Source organism: Nonomuraea sp. NPDC005692, from assembly GCF_040631115.1.
GTDB lineage: Bacteria > Actinomycetota > Actinomycetes > Streptosporangiales > Streptosporangiaceae > Nonomuraea.
This window is the reverse complement of the sequence record NZ_JBEXYU010000019.1, coordinates 151,790-167,803: the sequence shown is the minus strand read 5'-3', so window position 1 is coordinate 167,803 and position 16,014 is coordinate 151,790. Positions and strand designations below refer to the sequence as shown.

Below are 16,014 nucleotides of genomic sequence, written 5' to 3'. Positions count from 1 at the left end.
CAGGTTGACCGGACCGTCCACATCCGGACAACGCGTGCTGTGCGGAGCCGGTTCTGTCGGACCCGGGTGGTATCCATGGCTCCCATCAAGATGATCACGCTGGACGGCGGAGGCCCCGGGCTCTCGTGGAGAACGCGCAACTGAAGGTAATCGGTCTGCAACAATTCGTGCATGGCGATGTTGCGGTCAGTCAATGGCCTGCCCCACCACGGGTGCGGCGAGCTGGGGCGGGTGGCCCACGGCGCGCTGACCGGCCCCTCGGAGTCGGCCGGGTGGCCGAGGCTGTTCCTCGGCTACAACACCCTCCCCGATCCGCCGTTCCCGCTGGTCGGCTACCTGCAGTACGAGCTGGCTCCGCCGGCGGGCGAGCTCGACCTGCCCTCGCTGCTGCGCACGATGGCCGACTCGATGCGGGCCCAGCCCGTGCCGCCCGAGACGGCCTTCGACGAGTCCCGGCGGCGGGTGGCGACGGCGATGCGGGTCGACGCGATGGTGGTCGTCGCCCCCGCGCCTGCCCTCGCGCCCACGGAGGGCCAGGTCGCGTGGAGACCTCCGGCCCACCGGGAGGGCCCGCGCAGACTCAGCACGGCGCACCGGGACGGCGCGTGGGAGCCGGCCGCGGCCCTGGCGGTCGACCGGGAGGGCGCGCGGGTGCTGCTGGTGGCCGGGCGGAGCGCCGAGGGCGGCCGCATCGGGCCGAGGCAGTCGGCGGAGCGGCCCGACACCGCGCTGGCCGGCCTGCTGGGCGAGGTTCTCGACGCCCAGTTCGCCTGGACCAAGGCGGCCTTCGCGCTCTGACGCGGCGCGGCGAAGGCGGCAATGAGCCGGACGCATCCCCGGCCCCCGACTACTCTCCTTTGGAAGGGCATGTCTGGTGGTGGAGGGATTCGTGACGGTCAACGGGGCTGCGAGCCGCGAGGCGTCTCCTGCGGCGATGGCGACCGGTGAGGCGGTCGGCCGGGTCCTGGGCACCCAGGCCGCCTCGCCGCTGTCGTTCTGGGTCGGCCTGGAGCCCGGCAAGGTGCTCCAGCTCGACGACGTCGTGGTCACCAGGCGCGACGTGCCCGGCCACGGCCCGGTGCTGGTCGCCGGCGTGGTGACCACGGTCGAGGCCAGGCACGAGGGTGCCGCCTACGACTCCGACGTGTTCCTCATCGCCGAGGGCGCGCTGCCCGCCGCCGTGGTCGAGGTGGCCGAGGTGCGGGTGACCAGGGTCGAGCCCGAGGTGTTCGTGCCGCCGCTGCCGGGCGCCAAGGTCTTCCTGGCCGGGGCCGGCGACCGCGACCAGGCGCTCTACTTCGACGTGATGGACCGCCGGGTGCCCATGGGCATGGGCCGCGACGGCCTGCCGCTCTACGTCAACTTCGACTTCCTCGACGGCACCCGCGGCGCGCACGTGTCGATCTCCGGCGTCTCCGGCGTGGCCACCAAGACGTCCTTCGCCACGTTCCTGCTCTACTCGATCTTCAACTCGGGCGTGCTCGACGCCGAGTCGGCCAACACCAAGGCCCTGATCTTCTCCGTCAAGGGCGAGGACCTGCTCTTCCTCGACCACGACAACGTGCGCCTCGACGACGGGGCGCGGGCCGCCTACGCCCGGCTCGGGCTGCCCGCCCAGCCGTTCGGCAGCGTGCACGTGTTCGCGCCGCCGCGGCCCGGCGACCCCAACGGCGTGCCGCACGTGTCCGCGCGCACCCAGGGCGTCAGCTCGTTCTACTGGACGCTGGTCGAGCTGTGCGAGGAGGAGCTGCTGCGGTTCGTCTTCGCCGACGCCGACGACGAGCGCGCCGGCTACTCCCTGCTGGTGGGCCAGGTGGCGGCCCGGCTGAAGTCGTGGGCCGAGCCGGTCGGCGACGGCGGCGCGGTCATGATCAGGGGCACCGCCTGCCGCACCTTCGGCGACCTGGTCGAGCTGCTGTCCGACGAGTTGCAGGACGAGGCCACCCGCATCGAGTGGACCGGCGCCCAGACCCCGCTCGGCACGGTCAACGCCTTCCTGCGCAGGCTGCGCAGCGCGGTCAAGCCGTTGTCCCCGATCGTCCGCGGCGACCTGCCGTTCTTCCGGGCCCACTCCGTGCGCACGTCCGACGCCCAGGTCACCATCGTCGACCTGCACAACCTGCCCGAGCGCGCCCAGCGGTTCGTGGTGGGCGTCGTGCTGCGCGGCGAGTTCCACCGCAAGGAGACCTCGGGCACGGCCAAGCCGCTGCTGTTCGTGGTGCTCGACGAGCTGAACAAGTACGCGCCGCGCGAGGGCGACTCGCCGATCAAGGAAATCCTGCTCGACGTGGCCGAGCGCGGCCGGTCGCTCGGCGTGATCCTCATCGGCGCCCAGCAGACCGCCTCCGAGGTCGAGCGCCGCATCGTCTCCAACAGCGCCGTACGCGTCGCCGGCCGTCTCGACCCGGCCGAGGCCGCCCGCTCCGAGTACGGCTGGCTGCCGCCGGCCGTCAGGGAACGCGCCACGATCGCCAAACCGGGCACCATGTTCGTCGCCCAGCCGGAGATCCCGGTGCCGCTGGCCGTCGCCTTCCCGTTCCCCGCCTGGGCGACCCGGCCGGCCGAGGCGGCCTCGCGGGTCAGCCCGTCGGCCGACCCGTTCCAGGGCTTGCCGGGCGTCGAAGACGACATTCCGCCGTTCTGAAGGGAGCTCGGTGAAATTCCTGCACACCGCGGACTGGCACGTGGGCAAGGTGCTCAAGGGCCGCTCCCGCATGGACGAGCACCGGGCCGTGCTGCGCGAGCTGGTCGCGGCGGCCCGCACCCACGACGTCGACGCGGTCGTGGTGGCCGGCGACCTGTTCGACACCTCGGCGCCGACGCCCGAGGCGCAGTCGCTGGTGCTCAACGCGCTCATGGCGCTGCGCGGCGACGGCCGTGACGTGGTGGTGCTGGCCGGCAACCACGACAACCCGCAGCTCTTCGAGGTCTACCGGCCGGTGCTGGGCAAGCTCGGCATGCACGTGGTGGGCGTCTTCCGCCGTCCCGACGCGGGCGGCACGCTGGCCTTCACCGCGCGCTCGGGGGAGCCGGTGCGGCTGGGCGTGCTGCCGTTCCTGTCCCACCGCTATGTCGTACGCGCCGCGGAGGTGCTCACCGGCACCACCGCCGACCACAACCGCGACTACGCCACCCGCATCTCCGAGCTGGTCGGCGCGCTGACCGCGGGCTTCCAGAGCGACACCGTCAACCTGATCACCACGCACGGCACCCTGCCGGGCGGCGCGTTCGGCGGCGGCGAGCGCGAGGCCCAGTCGATCTTCTCCTACTACTTCGAGGCCAACGCCTTCCCGGTCTCCACCCAGTACGCCGCGCTCGGCCACCTGCACCGCAGGCAGCAGATCCCCGGCCCGTGCCCGATCTGGTACAGCGGCTCGCCGCTGGCCGTCGACTTCGGCGAGGAGGGCAACACGCCGGGCGCGCTGCTGGTGGAGGTCACGCCGGGGCGGCCCGCGGTGGTGCGGGAGCTGACGTTCGCCTCGGCGCGCCGGCTGCGCACGGTGCGCGGCACGCTGGAGCAGCTGGAGGGCCTGGAGGCGGGCGACGACTGGCTCAAGGTGATCGTGGAGGAGAAGCCCCGCGTCGGCCTGTCCGACCAGGTGCGCGACCTGCTGCCCGGCTCGGTCGACGTCGTCCTCGACGAGCGGTTCCGCCCCGTGCCCGCGGTGCGCCGGGCGGGGTCGGCCGCGCGCAGCCCGCGCGAGCTGTTCCGCGAGTACCTGACCGCGACCGGCCGCCACGACGACCAGGTCGCCGCCCTGTTCGACCGGCTCTACGACGAGGTGACCAGCTGATGCGTCCCCTGCTGCTGCACCTCGACCACTTCGGCAGTTTCCGCGAGCCCGCCACCGTCGACTTCTCCGACACCGAGTACTTCGCCCTGGTCGGCCCGACCGGCGCCGGCAAGAGCACGATCATCGACGCCATCTGCTTCGCCCTGTACGGCACCGTCCCGCGCTGGGGCAAGGAGAACGTCATCGCCCACGCCCTGGCGCCGTCGGCGAGCTCGGGCAAGGTGGCGCTGGTGTTCGAGAGCGACCGGCGGCGCTACGGCGTGGTGCGCTCGCTGGTCCGCGACGCCAAGGGGACCGTCCGTACCAAAGAGGCCAGGATCGACGAGCTCGACCCGGCGGCGCCGCTCGACGAGGCGTACGAGATGGTGCTGAAGCCGCTCGCCGAGGGCGAGAACGTCACGCCCGAGGTGCAGCGGGTGACCGGCCTGGAGTACAAGTTCTTCACCCAGTGCGTGGTGCTGCCGCAGGGGCGGTTCGCCGAGTTCCTGCACGCCGCGCCGCGCGAGCGCCAGGACCTGCTGGTGCAGCTCCTCGACGCCGACGTCTACGAGCTGATCAGGCAGCGGGCCGCCCGCGACGAGGAGGCCGCGCGCAACGCCGCAGCCTTCGCCCGCGACCAGCTCGCCAAGCTGGCCGGCGCGTCCGACGAGGCCGAACGGGAGCTGGCCGACCGGCTGGCCGCGCTGCGGCGGCTGGCCGCCACCATCGACACCGACCTCGACCTGCTGCGCTCCCGCGAGGCCGACATCGGGCGGGCCGAGCAGGAACGCGCGTCGGTGGCCGAGCGGCAGTCGGCGCTGGCCGCGCTGCGCATGCCGCCCGCGGTGCCGACACTGGCCTCGGCCCGCCGCGAGGCCGCCGACACGGTCGCCGCGCTGGAGGCCGAGGCGGCGTCCGTGGAGGCCGACGAACACGAGGCGTTCGAGGCGCTGGCCGCGCTCGGCGACCGCGCCGAGCCGGTGGCCGCACTGGCCGCGCTCGACGCCCGCGAGCGCCTCACCGCCCAGGCCGCCGACGCCCGGAAGGCGGCGGCCGAGGCCGCCACGGCGCTGGAGCGCCTCACGCCCGCGGTCGCCGACGCCGAACGCGCGCTGACCGACGCCGAGCACGAGCGCGAACGGCTGCGCGACGCCCACACCGCGGCCGGTCTGAGCCACCGGCTGGCCGTGGGCGAGCCGTGCCCGCTCTGCCTGCGCCCGCTCACCGAGCTGCCCCATCACGAGGCGCCCGCCGATCTCGGCGCCGCCGACCGCGCCCTGGCCGCCGCCCGCGACCACGCGGCCCGTGGCCAGGCGGCCCTGGCCAAGGCCGAGACGTCGGCGTCGATGCTGGCCACGCAGGCGAGCAGGCTCGACGCCGAGCTGGCCGGGCTGCCCGCTCCTGGCGACCGCAACGAGATCGAAGGCCGCCTGGCCGCCATCGCCAAGGCCGAGGCCCTGGCCACCGAGGCCCGTACGGCCGTGCGCAACGCGCGCAAGAAGCTCGAACGCGCCCGTACCGCCGCCGAACAGGTCGAACGGCAGGCCGAGAGCGCCTGGCAGACCCTCGCGGCCACCCGCGACCGGCTGCTCGTGCTCGCGTCCTCCGGCGACGCGCCGCCGCCGCTCACCCGCGACGACCTCCACCGCGCCTGGACCGAGCTGCTCGGTTGGCGCGACCGGGCCGCCGAGGCCGCCCGCGCCGCCCTGACCGAGCGCGAGCAGGAGCTCGCCCAGGCCACCGCCCGGCTCGCCGCCGAACGCCACCGGCTGACCGAACGCCTGGCCGAGCACGGCGTCACCGTCCCGCGCAACGCCACCCCCGACCAGCTCGGCGCGGCCGTCGCCGGAGCGGTCGCGCGGGCCGACGGCGCCCTCGAACGGGTCCGCGAGGAACGCAGGCGCGCCGCCGAGTTGGAGACCGCCGTCGCGGAGAAGGATCACGAGGCCAAGGTCGCCCACGAGCTGGCGCTGCGCCTGCGGGCCAACGCCTTCGAGCGGTGGTTGTGCGCCGAGGCCCTGGCCGTGCTGGTCGCCGCGGCGTCCGAGACGCTGATGGAGCTGTCCGACGGCCAGTACGAGCTGGCGTTGGGCGAGCGCACCGGCGACATCGAGGTCATCGACCACGGGGAGGCCGGCCTGCGCCGCAGCGCCCGCACGCTGTCCGGCGGCGAGACCTTCCAGGCCGCGCTGTCCCTGGCCCTGGCGCTGTCGGGGGCCGTCGCCAGAGGGCTCGACTCGATCTTCCTCGACGAGGGCTTCGGCACCCTCGACCCGGCCACCCTCGACACCGTCGCCACCACCCTCGAACGCCTGGCCGCCGGTCAGGAACGCATGATCGGTGTCGTCACCCACGTCCCGGCGCTGGCCGACCGGGTGCCCGCGCGCTTCGAGGTGCTGCGCGACGCGAAGGGCTCGCACGTGCGCAAGGTGGGGCCGTGAACCCGGGGAACTCGGGCTTCACCGTCGACCCCTGGGACCCGGGTTACGCCGCCGCGATCGCCGTCGAGGCCCTGTCCGAGCTGGGCGCCACCAGCGCCGAGCTGGTCCTCGACATCGAGCGGCCGGCCGCCGACTGGAAGCCCGTCACGCCGGGCCCCGGCGCCGCCGTCCCCGAGACGCTGCTGGTCGCCGACGGGGTGCGCCGGATCGACGCCCGAGTTTGGGTGCACGATCCCGACCTGCCGATGCCCGTCCCCGGGATCGCCGCCTCCTACGCCGCCGGGATCGTCCGCTGCGGGCGCGAGGGGGCCGAGCTGGCCGCGATCGAGGTCAACAGGTCGCTGATCTCGGCCTCGCCGTACGCGCCGGAGGTCAAGACCGCGCACGCCTCCTACCTGCCGAACAAGGCCGCCGACTCCAGCTTCGAGGAGCTGTCGCTCGCCCTGCAACGCCAGGTCACCCAGCTGGAGGTGGACCTCGCCGTCCGCCACCGGGCGCTGGGCGACGACCTGCTGCTGGTGGATGGCCCACTGCGGGGGCGCACCCACCTGCCGCGGACGGTCGGCTACATCAAGACGCACCACGCGGCGTACCTGCCGCAGCCGCAGTCGGCCGTGGTGGCCGCGCTCACGCCGGGCCAGCGCACGCCGGTGTTCCTCATGGGCACGAGCTGGCGCCGGCACGCCTGGTACCTGCGGCTGCCGGTCCAGTCGACGGCGCCGTGGGCGGGGATCGCCCGCTGCGAGGCCAGCGCCGAGCTCGACCCCGCGCAGGTCGTCGAGCTGGCCGACGCGGTCACGCTGGCCCTGCCGGCGCTGGCCGGCGTCGACTACAAGGACCCGCGCGCCCCCCAGAACCTGGTCCCGATCGGCGGCCTGGAGAAGCTGCTCCGCCACCACCTGGGCGACCCCCGCCTGCTCTACCGCTCACTGCGCACGGCCGCCCACCAGTAGCCGGGTCAGCCGGCCGGGAGGGTGGCGGTGACGACCAGGCCGCCGCCCTCGCGCGGGCGGGCCGTCACGTCGCCTCCGTGCGCGACGGCCACCGAGCGCACGATCGACAGCCCGAGCCCGGCGCTCATCCCCGTGACCACCCGTTCGGCGCCGTGCCGGTGGAACGGCTTGAACAGCAGCGGCACGTCGTACGGGGGCACGCTCGGCCCGCTGTTGACCACCTCCACCTCGACCAGGCCGGCGGGGACCGTCCGGCTCGACACCCGTAGCCAGCCGGTGCCGTCGCCGAGGTTGTGCCGGATGCCGTTCTCGACCAGGTTGTGTACCAATCGTTCGAGCAGCAGCGCGTCGCCCGCGGTCGGCGCGGGCCCGGCGTCCTCCTTCACCACGACCTTCGCGTCCTCCGCGTCGCGCGCGGTCTGGGCGACCACGTGGGTGACGACGTCGGCGAGGTCCACCGGCGAACGGTCGGCGATCTCCTGCTCGGAGCGGGCCAGCAGCAGCAGCCCCGAGATGAGCCGCTCGTGGCGGGCGTTGATCTGCAACAGGCTCTCGCCCAGCTCCTTGACGTCCTCGGAGGCGGTACGCCGGTGCATCGCCAGCTCCACCAGCGCCCGGTTGAGCGTCAGGGGCGTGCGCAGCTCGTGGGAGGCGTTCGCGACGAACCTGCGCTGGCCGTCGAAGGAGTGGTCGAGCCGCTCCACCATCGTGTCGAACGTGTCGGCCAGCGTCTTGACCTCGTCCGGCGGGCCGCCGAGCGCGATGCGCTCGTGCAGGCCGCGCTCGGCCATCGGGGCGGCGGCGATCCTGCGCGCGGTCTCGGTCACCAGGTGCAGCGGGGCCAGCACGCGTCCGGCCACCACCCAGCCGAGCCCGACGGCGGTCCCGCACACGACGACGAGCGCGATCGCGCCCTGGGTGAGCAGCGAGGTCACGGCGGCCTCCCGCACCCCTTCCTCCTGCTGCCGCATCCACTTGACGGCGGCGGGGCCGATCAGCTCGACGCCGTCCTGCTTGAGGAAGATCACGTTCTTGCGGGTGCCGTCGTTGGTCATGAACCGGTTCTCGAACGACTGCGCGAGCTGCTGGTTGAACAGCAGGTACGTGACGCCCAGCAGGGCCAGCCCCGCCACCAGGAACAGGGCGCCGTACACGAGGGTGAGGCGCAGCCTGAGGGTGGGGTGCGGCGGTCTCATGGGATGCGGTACCCCACTCCCGGCACCGTCTCCACCACCGGCGGGTCGGCCAGCTTGCGGCGCAGCTTGAGTATCGTCAGCCGCACCACGCCGCTGAACGGGTCGGCGTGCTCGTCCCACGCCTTCTCCAGCAGGTGCTCGGCCGAGACGACCGTGCCCTGCGCCCGCATCAGCTCGGTCAGGACGGCGAACTCCTTCTTCGACAGCGGCACGAACCGCCCGTTCCTGAACACCTCCCTGCGCGCCGGGTCCAGTGTGATCCCGGCCCGGCGCAGCACCGGGGGAGTGGCCGGCCGCGAGCGCCGTCCCAGCGCCAGGACGCGCGCGGCCAGCTCGGGGAAGGCGAACGGCTTGGACAGGTAGTCGTCGGCGCCGATGGACAGCCCGCTCACCCGGTCGTCGAGCTGGGCGGCGGCCGTGAGCATCAGCACCCGCGCGTCGGACTCGGAGGCGACCAGCTCCCTGCACACGTCGTCGCCGTGCACGCGCGGCAGGTCGCGGTCCAGGACGACCACGTCGTAGTCGTTGACCGCGATCCGCTCCAGCGCCGCCGCGCCGTCGTGCGCGAGGTCGACCGCATGGGTCTCGTCGCGCAGCCATTCGGCGATCGCGCCGGCGAGCATGCGCTCGTCCTCCACCACCAGCACCCGCATTCCGTACCTCCGGCTCGATTCTTGCGCGGGTGGTATTTGATCCGGATAAGCCGGGAACGGAAACGCTGGAGAAACACGTCCGCGTATTGCATCTCCCCTCGTAAGGCCACCGGCTTTCGATGGAGGAGAACATTCATGCGAGGACGATCCCTCATGGCGCTGGCCGCGGCCGCGTTGTTCCTGACGGCGTGCGGCGCCCAGGAAGGCGGATCGGACGTGGCGTCGGTGACCGGCACCGGCGCCAAGCCGACGGCCGGCGCCTCGGCCACCGCCGACCGCAACGCGCAGGCCGTGAAGTACACCACCTGCCTGCGCGAACAGGGCCTGGACATCGCCGACCCCGGCCCGGACGGCCGGATCCAGATGAAGTTCGACAAGAGCTCCGGCAGCCCGGAGAAGGTCCAGAAGGCCATGGACGCCTGCAAGGCGCTCCAGCCCACGGGCATGAACCTGGGCAAGGGCGGCGACCCCAAGCAGGCCGAGAACATGCGCAAGCAGGCGCAGTGCATGCGCGACAACGGTGTGGAGGCGTTCCCCGACCCCGAGGGCGGCATGGTGCGCATCACGCCCGAGGTCGGCGAGGACCCCGACTTCAAGGCCGCGCAGGAGAAGTGCCGGATGAACATCGGCGGGGGACAGGGGGGCTCTTGATGGGCACGGCCACCATCGACGGAAAGGCCGAGCCGGACGCCCCTTCCCCGCGCGCCCGCCGCCGCGGCGGCGGGCGGACGGCCCTCATCCTCGTCGGGACGGTCGCCGTCGCGGGGGCGGTGGTCCTGGCGGTCAATCCCGGCGGGGTGCTGGACGGCGGCGCCGCCCCGTCCGCGTCGGCCGGTGCGCTGCCCCCGGCCACCACCCCGGTCGCCCGCCAGACGCTGAACGACACCAGGGACGCCGACGGCGAGCTCGGCTACGGCCCGGTCACCACGGCCATGGCCAGGAAGTCCGGCACCATCACCTGGCTGCCGGACAGCGGCGACCAGATCACCCGCGGCCGGTCCCTGTACCGCCTGGACAACAAGCCGGTCATGCTCCTGTACGGCACCACCCCCGCCTACCGCGACCTGCGGATCGGCAGCGAGGGCAAGGACGTCGAGAACCTGGAGCGCAACCTGCGCAAGCTCGGCTACGACGGCTTCACCGTGGACGACGAGTACACCTACGACACCGCCCAGGCGGTGCGGGAGTGGCAGGAGGACCGCGGCCTCGACGAGACCGGCGTGGTGGAGCTGGGACGGGTCGTCTTCGCCCCCGGCAAGGCCCGGGTGGAGAGCCTGGAGGCCGAGCAGGGCCAGCCCACCGGCCCCGGCCAGAAGATCCTCACCTACACGGGCACGAAGAAGGTCGTCACGGCGGAACTGGCCGCCGAGGACCAGCGGATGGCCAGGAAGGGCACCAAGGTCTCGGTCACGATGCCGGACGGCAAGGACGTGACCGGCCGGATCACCGAGGTGGCCACGATCATCGAGCCCGGGGACGGGCAGAACGCCGACCCGGAGACCCGCCTGGAGGTGCAGGTCTCGCTGGGGAACGCCAAGGCCGCCAAGGGGCTGGACCGGGCGGCGGTGAAGGTGACGTTCACCGCCGACCGGCGGAAGGGCGTCCTGACCGTGCCGGTGTCGGCGCTGGTCGCGTTGCGGGAGGGCGGGTTCGGTGTGGAGGTGGTGGAAGGCGGCAGGTCGCGATATGTCGCTGTGAAGACTGGGTTGTTCGCCGGTGGCCGCGTCGAGATCTCCGGCGACGGGCTCACCGACGGCATGACAGTGGGAATCCCCAAATGACCCCCACCGCGCTCCCCTCCGAACCCCCGATCCCGAACCCCGCGGGCACCCCCGCCCCGAGCTCCGCGGGCCCCCCGGCCTTGAGCCCCGCGGGCACGCCCGCCTCGGGCTCTGGGGCCACGCCCGCCTTGAGCCCCGCGGGCACGCCCGCCCAGGCTGCTGCAGGGTTGCCGGGCACGGCCACTGCGCCGCCCCCAACCCCTGGGCCGACCCCCGCTACGGGCCGGGTCGCGGATCCGGGTGTGGGGCGGGCCATGATCCTGCTCACCGATGTGTCCAGGACCTATCCCGGTGGGGTGGCCGCGCTGGACGCGGTGTCGCTGGAGGTCCGGCACGGCGAGCTGGTCGCCATCGTCGGCCCGTCGGGTTCGGGCAAGTCCACGATGCTCAACATCGTCGGCACCCTCGACCGCCCGTCGGCGGGCCGCGTCGAGATCGACGGCTACGACGTCTCCAAGCTGTCGGACAACCAGCTCTCGGCCCTGCGCGCGACCACGATCGGCTTCGTCTTCCAGCACTTCCACCTGGCCGCCAAGGTCACCGCCCTGGACAACGTGGCCGACGGCCTGATCTACACCGGCCTGCCGCAGGCCGAACGCCGCCGCAGGGCCGGGACGGCGCTACGCCGCGTCGGCCTCGGGCACCGCGTCCACCACGAGCCGCACGAGTTGTCCGGCGGCGAGCGGCAGCGCGTGGCCATCGCCAGGGCGGTGGCCGGCGACCCGCCGCTGCTGCTGGCCGACGAGCCCACCGGCGCGCTGGACTCGGTCTCGGGCGCCGGCGTGATGGACCTGCTGCACGAGCTGAACGGGAGCGGCACCACCATCGTGATCATCACCCACGACCGGGAGATCGCCGCCGGCCTCCCCCGCCAGGTGAGCATGCGAGACGGCCGGATCGTCTCCGACTCGAGCTCAGGCTCGAACGCGGACTCAGCCTCGAAGGCGGACTCAGGCTCGAACGCGGGCTCGAACGCGGGCTCCGGCTCGGGCGCAGGCTCGGGCGCAGGCTCAGGCTCGAACGCGGGCTCGGGCTCCGGTTCCGGGCTCGGAGCCGATTCCGGCCAGAGCTCAGGACGCGGTGCGGAGCGGCCTGGGAGCGGCGAAGAGCGCGGCGGCCGGTGCGTGCGCGAGCCCGTCGAATCCGAGGTGGCGTGATGGCGACCCTGGAGCGCCCCAGGCTCTCCCCGGCCAGGATGCGCCCGCGCGACGTGATGCGCGTGGGCGCGGTCGGCCTCCGTACGCGCCCACTGCGGGCGTTCCTGTCGGCGCTCGGCATCGCGATCGGCATCGCCGCGATGATCGGCGTGGTCGGCATCTCGTCCTCCTCCAGCGCCGAGCTGGACCGTACGCTGTCCGCGCTGGGCACGAACCTGCTCACCGTCTCCTCCGGCACCACGCTCCTGGGCGAGGCGGCCCAGATGCCGATGGACGCCGAGGCGATGATCGAGCGCATCGGCCCGGTGGAGTCGGTCTCGTCCACGGGCAAGGTGCCCGAGGCCAAGGTCTACCGGAGCGAGGAGATCCCGACGCCCCAGACCAACGGCCTGGTCACGATCGCCGCCCGCCTCGACCTGCTGCCGACCGTGGGCGCGACGGTCCGCCGCGGCACCTGGCTCAACGCGGCCACCGAACGCTACCCGGCCGTCGTGCTCGGCTCGGCCGCCGCCCAGCGGCTCGGCATCGGCACGGTCACCCCCGACACGCAGGTGGTGATCGGCGGCGTCCGGTTCACGGTGGTCGGGCTGCTCGACCCGGTGCCCCTGGCCGAGGAGCTGAACAGCGCGGCCCTGGTCGGCTGGCCGGTCGCGGAGTCCAGGCTGGACTTCGACGGGCATCCGACCACGCTCTACACCCGCTCGCAGGAGGCGAGGCTGGAGGACGTACGGTCGGTCCTGGCCGGCACGGCCAACCCCGAGGCGTCCAACGAGGTGGACATCTCCCGCCCGTCCGACGCGCTGGCCGCCAAGCAGGCGACCGGCCAGGCCTTCGCCGGGCTGCTGCTCGGCGTCGGGGCGGTGGCGCTGCTCGTGGGCGGCGTCGGCGTGGCCAACACGATGGTCATCTCGGTGCTGGAACGCCGCGCGGAGATCGGCCTGCGCCGTTCGCTAGGCGCGACGCGCGGCCAGATCCGCACCCAGTTCCTCGCCGAGTCGCTGCTGCTGTCCGCGCTGGGCGGCGCGGGCGGGATCCTGCTGGGGGCCGGCGTCACCATCGCCTACGCCTTCTCCCGCGGGTGGCCGGCCGTGGTGCCCGCGTGGGCGACCGTCGGGGGCCTGGCGGCCACGCTGCTCATCGGCGCGGTGGCGGGGCTCTACCCGGCCGTGCGCGCCTCGCGGCTGTCGCCGACGGAGGCGCTGTCGACGCCCTGAGACAGGCGCTCTGGAGGCAGTCGCTCTGAGACAGGCGCCCTGAGACAGGCGCCCTGAGACAGGCGCCCTGAGGCAGGTGCTCTGAGGCGGGACCGGGCGTCCCGAGTCAGTACCGGGGGGCCTCGGGGGCGGGGGAGTAGCAGGTCGTCCTGCCGACGATCCTGACGTTCGGCCCGTCGAGCACGGTGAGCTCGAACGTCAGGTTCGTCCGGGGGTTGCGCACGACGGAGACGACCGGGGTCTCGTCACGCAGGTCGAGGTCCTCCACGATCTGGTCGTAGCCCATGTCCTGGAGGGTGTGCAGCAGGCCGTCGGGGGCGTCGGCCGACTCGCCCTCGGCCCGGACGAGCCGGCGCACCTGGCCGGGCACGCACGAGCGGTCTTCGGTCTCGTCGGAGCGGTCGGCCGGCGACACGCGCAGCGCGGCGCTGGTGAGCAGGGTGTCGGTGTCGGCGGCGAGCTGCCTGGCCGCCTCCTCGAAGGACGACTGGCGGCCGGAGGTACAGGCTGCCGCGACCGCGACGCATACAAGCATCGCGGACATCACGACCGAGCGACCAGCCAGGCGCACGTTGGGACGATATCGGAGATCAATTCCGGGCGCAGGGGGATTAACGCAAGATTAATGGCCGATATCAAAAGGCCGTCCCGCCGCGCATTCTCAGGAGGGGCCGGTTTTCAGCTCGTCCAGTTTGCGTTCGATGCGGTCGAGGCGCCGGCACAGGCCCTCCAGGTCGCCGCGTTCGGCTTCCTCCTCCTCGGGGCGCAGGTGGACCAGGAGCGAGCCGCCGGGCTCCAGGCGTACCAGGTCGGTGTCGGTGACGCTCTCGGCCCCCCGGAGCTGGAGCATCACGTTGAGGTCGGCCTGTCGTACGCCCATCCGGCGCAGCGCGGAGGGGATGAAGTGCCCGTCGCGGGCCAGGACGACCGGCGTGCCCTCGAACGCCCTGCCGACCGAGGGCACGGTCGCCGCCAGCCGCACCACGACCGAGTTGACCGCCACCAGGATCACCACGCCCACCAGGCCGCCGACCAGCGAGTTGTCCGGGCCGATGATGGCGTTCTGCACGACGTTGCTCATCAGCAGCATGACCACGAAGTCGAAGTTGTTGAGCTGCGCGATGCCGCGTTTGCCGGCGATGCGGAGCAGCACGGCGATCGTCACGTAGACGGCGATCGTCCTGACGGTCTTGTCGGCGACCGAGACCCCCAGGTCGAACAGGTCGCTCACCGGCGCCTCAGCTTGGCGATCAGCCCGAGGTCCTCCACACAGCGTCCGAGACCCAGGGCCACCGAGTCGCTGGGCCGCTCCGCGCGCCGCACCGGCATGGACAGCCCCTCCTGCAGCCGCCGTCGCAGACCGGGCAGCAGCGCGCCGCCCCCGACCAGCACCATTCCCCGCTCGCCCAGGTCGGCGGTCAGCTCGGGAGGGCAGCGTTCCATGGTGTACTCGGCCGCCCGCACGATGTGCTCGACCGGCTGGACGGCCGCCTCGCGGACGCGCGCCGCGGGCAGCGCCACCGCGCGCTGCTCGCCGGTGCCGGCGTCCCTGCCGCGGATCAGCACGTTCCCGGTCGGCTCCCGCGTCGCGCGCAGCTTGGCCGACTCGGCCTCCCGCTCGTCGGCCAGCAGGCCGTGCTCGTCCTCGGCCAGGCGGGCGACGGCGCGGGTAACGGCGTTCCCGCCGCCGCGCACGGTTGCGGCGGCGACCACGGACCCGCAGGAGAGCACGGCGACCCTGGCGGCGTCCCGGCCGATGTCGACGACCATGTGCCCGGCGCCGTCGCGCACCGGCAGGCCCGCGCCGAGCGCGGCGGCGATCGCGTGTTTGACCAGCAGGATCCCGCGGGCCTCCGCCTCGAAGCCGGCGTCGCGCAGTGCCACTCGCTCGATCGGCGTGAACTCGTCGGGCACGGCCATCACCAGGCGCGGCCGGGGGAAGGGGTGCCGGTGCACCTTGCGCAGGAAGTGCCTGATCATGCGCCGGGCGAGCTCGCCGTCCTGGGGCAGGCCGTCGCTGATCGGCCAGTACGTCTCGCCGTCCGCGCCGTCCACATCGTTCACGGCCTCGGTGCCGTAGCCGACGACCTTGCCCGTCTCCCTGTCGCGCAGGACGGCCGACGGCTCGTCCAGCACGATGCCCCTGCCCTTGGCGTAGATCCTCGTGCCGGCCGCGCCGAGGTCGATCGCCAGGTCACGACCCAGGAGGCTCATCGCCGTACTGGGAGGTTGAGCATCATGCCTGGGTGTATATCCGGCGCTTCTCCAACGCAACACCAGGAACCGAAGAGTTCCGTTTTACCCTTCGCGCCGCAGGGCGGCCAGGGTCTCGTCGGCCCACTCGATGCCGGAGCGCGCCTGGTGCAGGCCGAGGGACAGCGCGTACTGACCGAACAGGCCCCCAGGCCGGCAGTCGAGCACCGCGAGCCGGGCCTGGAAGTGGGCCTTGATGCGCTCGACCACGGCGACGGCCTGCCCGGTGTCGAGCAGGGCCAGCAGGAACGCCTGGAGGGCGGTCTCGCTGCGCACGGTCGCCGACGGATCGTGGCCGACCAGCCACTCGGTGACCAGCGCGCGGCCCTCGGCGGTGACGGCGTAGATCTTGCGGCCCCGGGCGCCCTCGTGCTCGACCGTCACCAGGCCGTCGGCGGCCATTTTGACCAGCTCCGGATAGATCTGCGTGTGCCCCGCCTGCCAGACGTGGTTGAGCGAGTGCTCGAACTTCTTGGCCAGGTCGTAGCCGCTGGCCGGGCCTTTGGTGGCGAGCAGGCCGAGGAGCGCGATCCGCAGGGACATGTCCGCCAGCATAGCGAAGACTTGACATGTCAGCTCTTACATATCAATCT

15 protein-coding genes are annotated in these 16,014 nt (G+C 73.2%); 9 read left to right on the top strand and 6 right to left on the bottom strand.

Annotation, left to right across the window (positions count from 1 at the left end):
- Positions 1-171 precede the first annotated feature (171 nt).
- The 5 genes from ABZ459_RS32530 (at position 172) to ABZ459_RS32510 (ending at position 7,167) form a co-directional block, all read left to right on the top strand.
- Positions 172-798, top strand: a complete 627-nt coding sequence (locus tag ABZ459_RS32530) for a hypothetical protein (protein WP_357978593.1) — start codon at positions 172-174, stop codon at positions 796-798.
- Between the two features lie 136 nt (positions 799-934).
- Positions 935-2,644 carry an ATP-binding protein gene (locus ABZ459_RS32525; RefSeq protein WP_357978590.1) on the top strand — a complete coding sequence of 570 codons (1,710 nt, stop codon included), beginning with the start codon at positions 935-937 and terminating at the stop codon, positions 2,642-2,644.
- A gap of 10 nt (positions 2,645-2,654) precedes the next feature.
- A complete protein-coding gene (locus ABZ459_RS32520; RefSeq protein WP_357978587.1) occupies positions 2,655-3,794 on the top strand; it encodes an exonuclease SbcCD subunit D in 1,140 nt (379 codons plus the stop codon).
- On the top strand, positions 3,794-6,214 hold the full coding sequence (locus ABZ459_RS32515; protein WP_357978584.1) for an SMC family ATPase: 2,421 nt from the start codon (positions 3,794-3,796) through the stop codon (positions 6,212-6,214). Before ABZ459_RS32520 ends, ABZ459_RS32515 begins: the two co-directional genes overlap by 1 nt.
- Positions 6,211-7,167, top strand: a complete 957-nt coding sequence (locus tag ABZ459_RS32510) for a hypothetical protein (RefSeq protein WP_357978581.1) — start codon at positions 6,211-6,213, stop codon at positions 7,165-7,167. Before ABZ459_RS32515 ends, ABZ459_RS32510 begins: the two co-directional genes overlap by 4 nt.
- 5 nt (positions 7,168-7,172) lie before the next feature.
- On the opposite strand, the gene ABZ459_RS32505 is transcribed toward ABZ459_RS32510, so the two are convergent.
- Positions 7,173-8,363 carry a HAMP domain-containing sensor histidine kinase gene (locus ABZ459_RS32505; protein WP_357978578.1) on the bottom strand — a complete coding sequence of 397 codons (1,191 nt, stop codon included), beginning with the start codon at positions 8,361-8,363 and terminating at the stop codon, positions 7,173-7,175.
- A complete protein-coding gene (locus tag ABZ459_RS32500) occupies positions 8,360-9,016 on the bottom strand; it encodes a response regulator transcription factor (RefSeq protein WP_357978575.1) in 657 nt (218 codons plus the stop codon). The genes ABZ459_RS32505 and ABZ459_RS32500 overlap by 4 nt, the downstream gene beginning before the upstream one ends.
- Positions 9,017-9,151: 135 nt before the next feature.
- On the opposite strand from ABZ459_RS32500, the gene ABZ459_RS32495 reads away from it, so the two are divergent.
- From ABZ459_RS32495 to ABZ459_RS32480, 4 genes are all read left to right on the top strand, one after another.
- Positions 9,152-9,667: a hypothetical protein gene (locus ABZ459_RS32495; protein WP_357978573.1), complete on the top strand. Its 516-nt coding sequence runs from the start codon at positions 9,152-9,154 to the stop codon at positions 9,665-9,667.
- A complete protein-coding gene (locus ABZ459_RS32490; protein ID WP_357978570.1) occupies positions 9,667-10,797 on the top strand; it encodes a peptidoglycan-binding protein in 1,131 nt (376 codons plus the stop codon). Before ABZ459_RS32495 ends, ABZ459_RS32490 begins: the two co-directional genes overlap by 1 nt.
- A 254-nt stretch (positions 10,798-11,051) precedes the next feature.
- Positions 11,052-11,954, top strand: coding sequence for an ABC transporter ATP-binding protein (locus ABZ459_RS32485; protein WP_357978568.1), 903 nt, complete (start codon positions 11,052-11,054; stop codon positions 11,952-11,954).
- Complete coding sequence (locus ABZ459_RS32480) at positions 11,954-13,168, top strand: ABC transporter permease (protein ID WP_357978565.1); 1,215 nt, start codon at positions 11,954-11,956, stop codon at positions 13,166-13,168. Before ABZ459_RS32485 ends, ABZ459_RS32480 begins: the two co-directional genes overlap by 1 nt.
- Before the next feature lie 106 nt (positions 13,169-13,274).
- Here ABZ459_RS32480 and ABZ459_RS32475 read toward each other — a convergent pair whose 3' ends face one another.
- From ABZ459_RS32475 to ABZ459_RS32460, 4 genes are all read right to left on the bottom strand, one after another.
- Positions 13,275-13,739 (bottom strand): hypothetical protein, encoded by a 465-nt coding sequence (locus ABZ459_RS32475; protein ID WP_357978562.1) that lies wholly within the window; start codon positions 13,737-13,739, stop codon positions 13,275-13,277.
- A gap of 90 nt (positions 13,740-13,829) precedes the next feature.
- Positions 13,830-14,399 (bottom strand): YetF domain-containing protein, encoded by a 570-nt coding sequence (locus ABZ459_RS32470; RefSeq protein WP_357978559.1) that lies wholly within the window; start codon positions 14,397-14,399, stop codon positions 13,830-13,832.
- Positions 14,396-15,382: a rod shape-determining protein gene (locus ABZ459_RS32465; protein WP_357978556.1), complete on the bottom strand. Its 987-nt coding sequence runs from the start codon at positions 15,380-15,382 to the stop codon at positions 14,396-14,398. The genes ABZ459_RS32470 and ABZ459_RS32465 overlap by 4 nt, the downstream gene beginning before the upstream one ends.
- A gap of 84 nt (positions 15,383-15,466) precedes the next feature.
- Positions 15,467-15,964: a PadR family transcriptional regulator gene (locus ABZ459_RS32460; RefSeq protein WP_357978553.1), complete on the bottom strand. Its 498-nt coding sequence runs from the start codon at positions 15,962-15,964 to the stop codon at positions 15,467-15,469.
- Positions 15,965-16,014 lie beyond the last annotated feature (50 nt).

Excerpts from the sequence above, each read along its gene's own strand:
- ABZ459_RS32500 (WP_357978575.1), bottom strand. The coding sequence starts at position 9,016 with ATGCGGGTGCTGGTGGTGGAGGACGAGCGCATGCTCGCCGGCGCGATC.
- ABZ459_RS32495 (WP_357978573.1), top strand. The coding sequence starts at position 9,152 with ATGCGAGGACGATCCCTCATGGCGCTGGCCGCGGCCGCGTTGTTCCTG.
- ABZ459_RS32465 (WP_357978556.1), bottom strand. The coding sequence starts at position 15,382 with ATGAGCCTCCTGGGTCGTGACCTGGCGATCGACCTCGGCGCGGCCGGC.
- ABZ459_RS32525 (WP_357978590.1), top strand. The coding sequence starts at position 935 with ATGGCGACCGGTGAGGCGGTCGGCCGGGTCCTGGGCACCCAGGCCGCC.
- ABZ459_RS32460 (WP_357978553.1), bottom strand. The coding sequence starts at position 15,964 with ATGTCCCTGCGGATCGCGCTCCTCGGCCTGCTCGCCACCAAAGGCCCG.
- ABZ459_RS32505 (WP_357978578.1), bottom strand. The coding sequence starts at position 8,363 with ATGAGACCGCCGCACCCCACCCTCAGGCTGCGCCTCACCCTCGTGTAC.
- ABZ459_RS32515 (WP_357978584.1), top strand. The coding sequence starts at position 3,794 with ATGCGTCCCCTGCTGCTGCACCTCGACCACTTCGGCAGTTTCCGCGAG.
- ABZ459_RS32490 (WP_357978570.1), top strand. The coding sequence starts at position 9,667 with ATGGGCACGGCCACCATCGACGGAAAGGCCGAGCCGGACGCCCCTTCC.
- ABZ459_RS32480 (WP_357978565.1), top strand. The coding sequence starts at position 11,954 with ATGGCGACCCTGGAGCGCCCCAGGCTCTCCCCGGCCAGGATGCGCCCG.
- ABZ459_RS32485 (WP_357978568.1), top strand. The coding sequence starts at position 11,052 with ATGATCCTGCTCACCGATGTGTCCAGGACCTATCCCGGTGGGGTGGCC.
- ABZ459_RS32530 (WP_357978593.1), top strand. The coding sequence starts at position 172 with ATGGCGATGTTGCGGTCAGTCAATGGCCTGCCCCACCACGGGTGCGGC.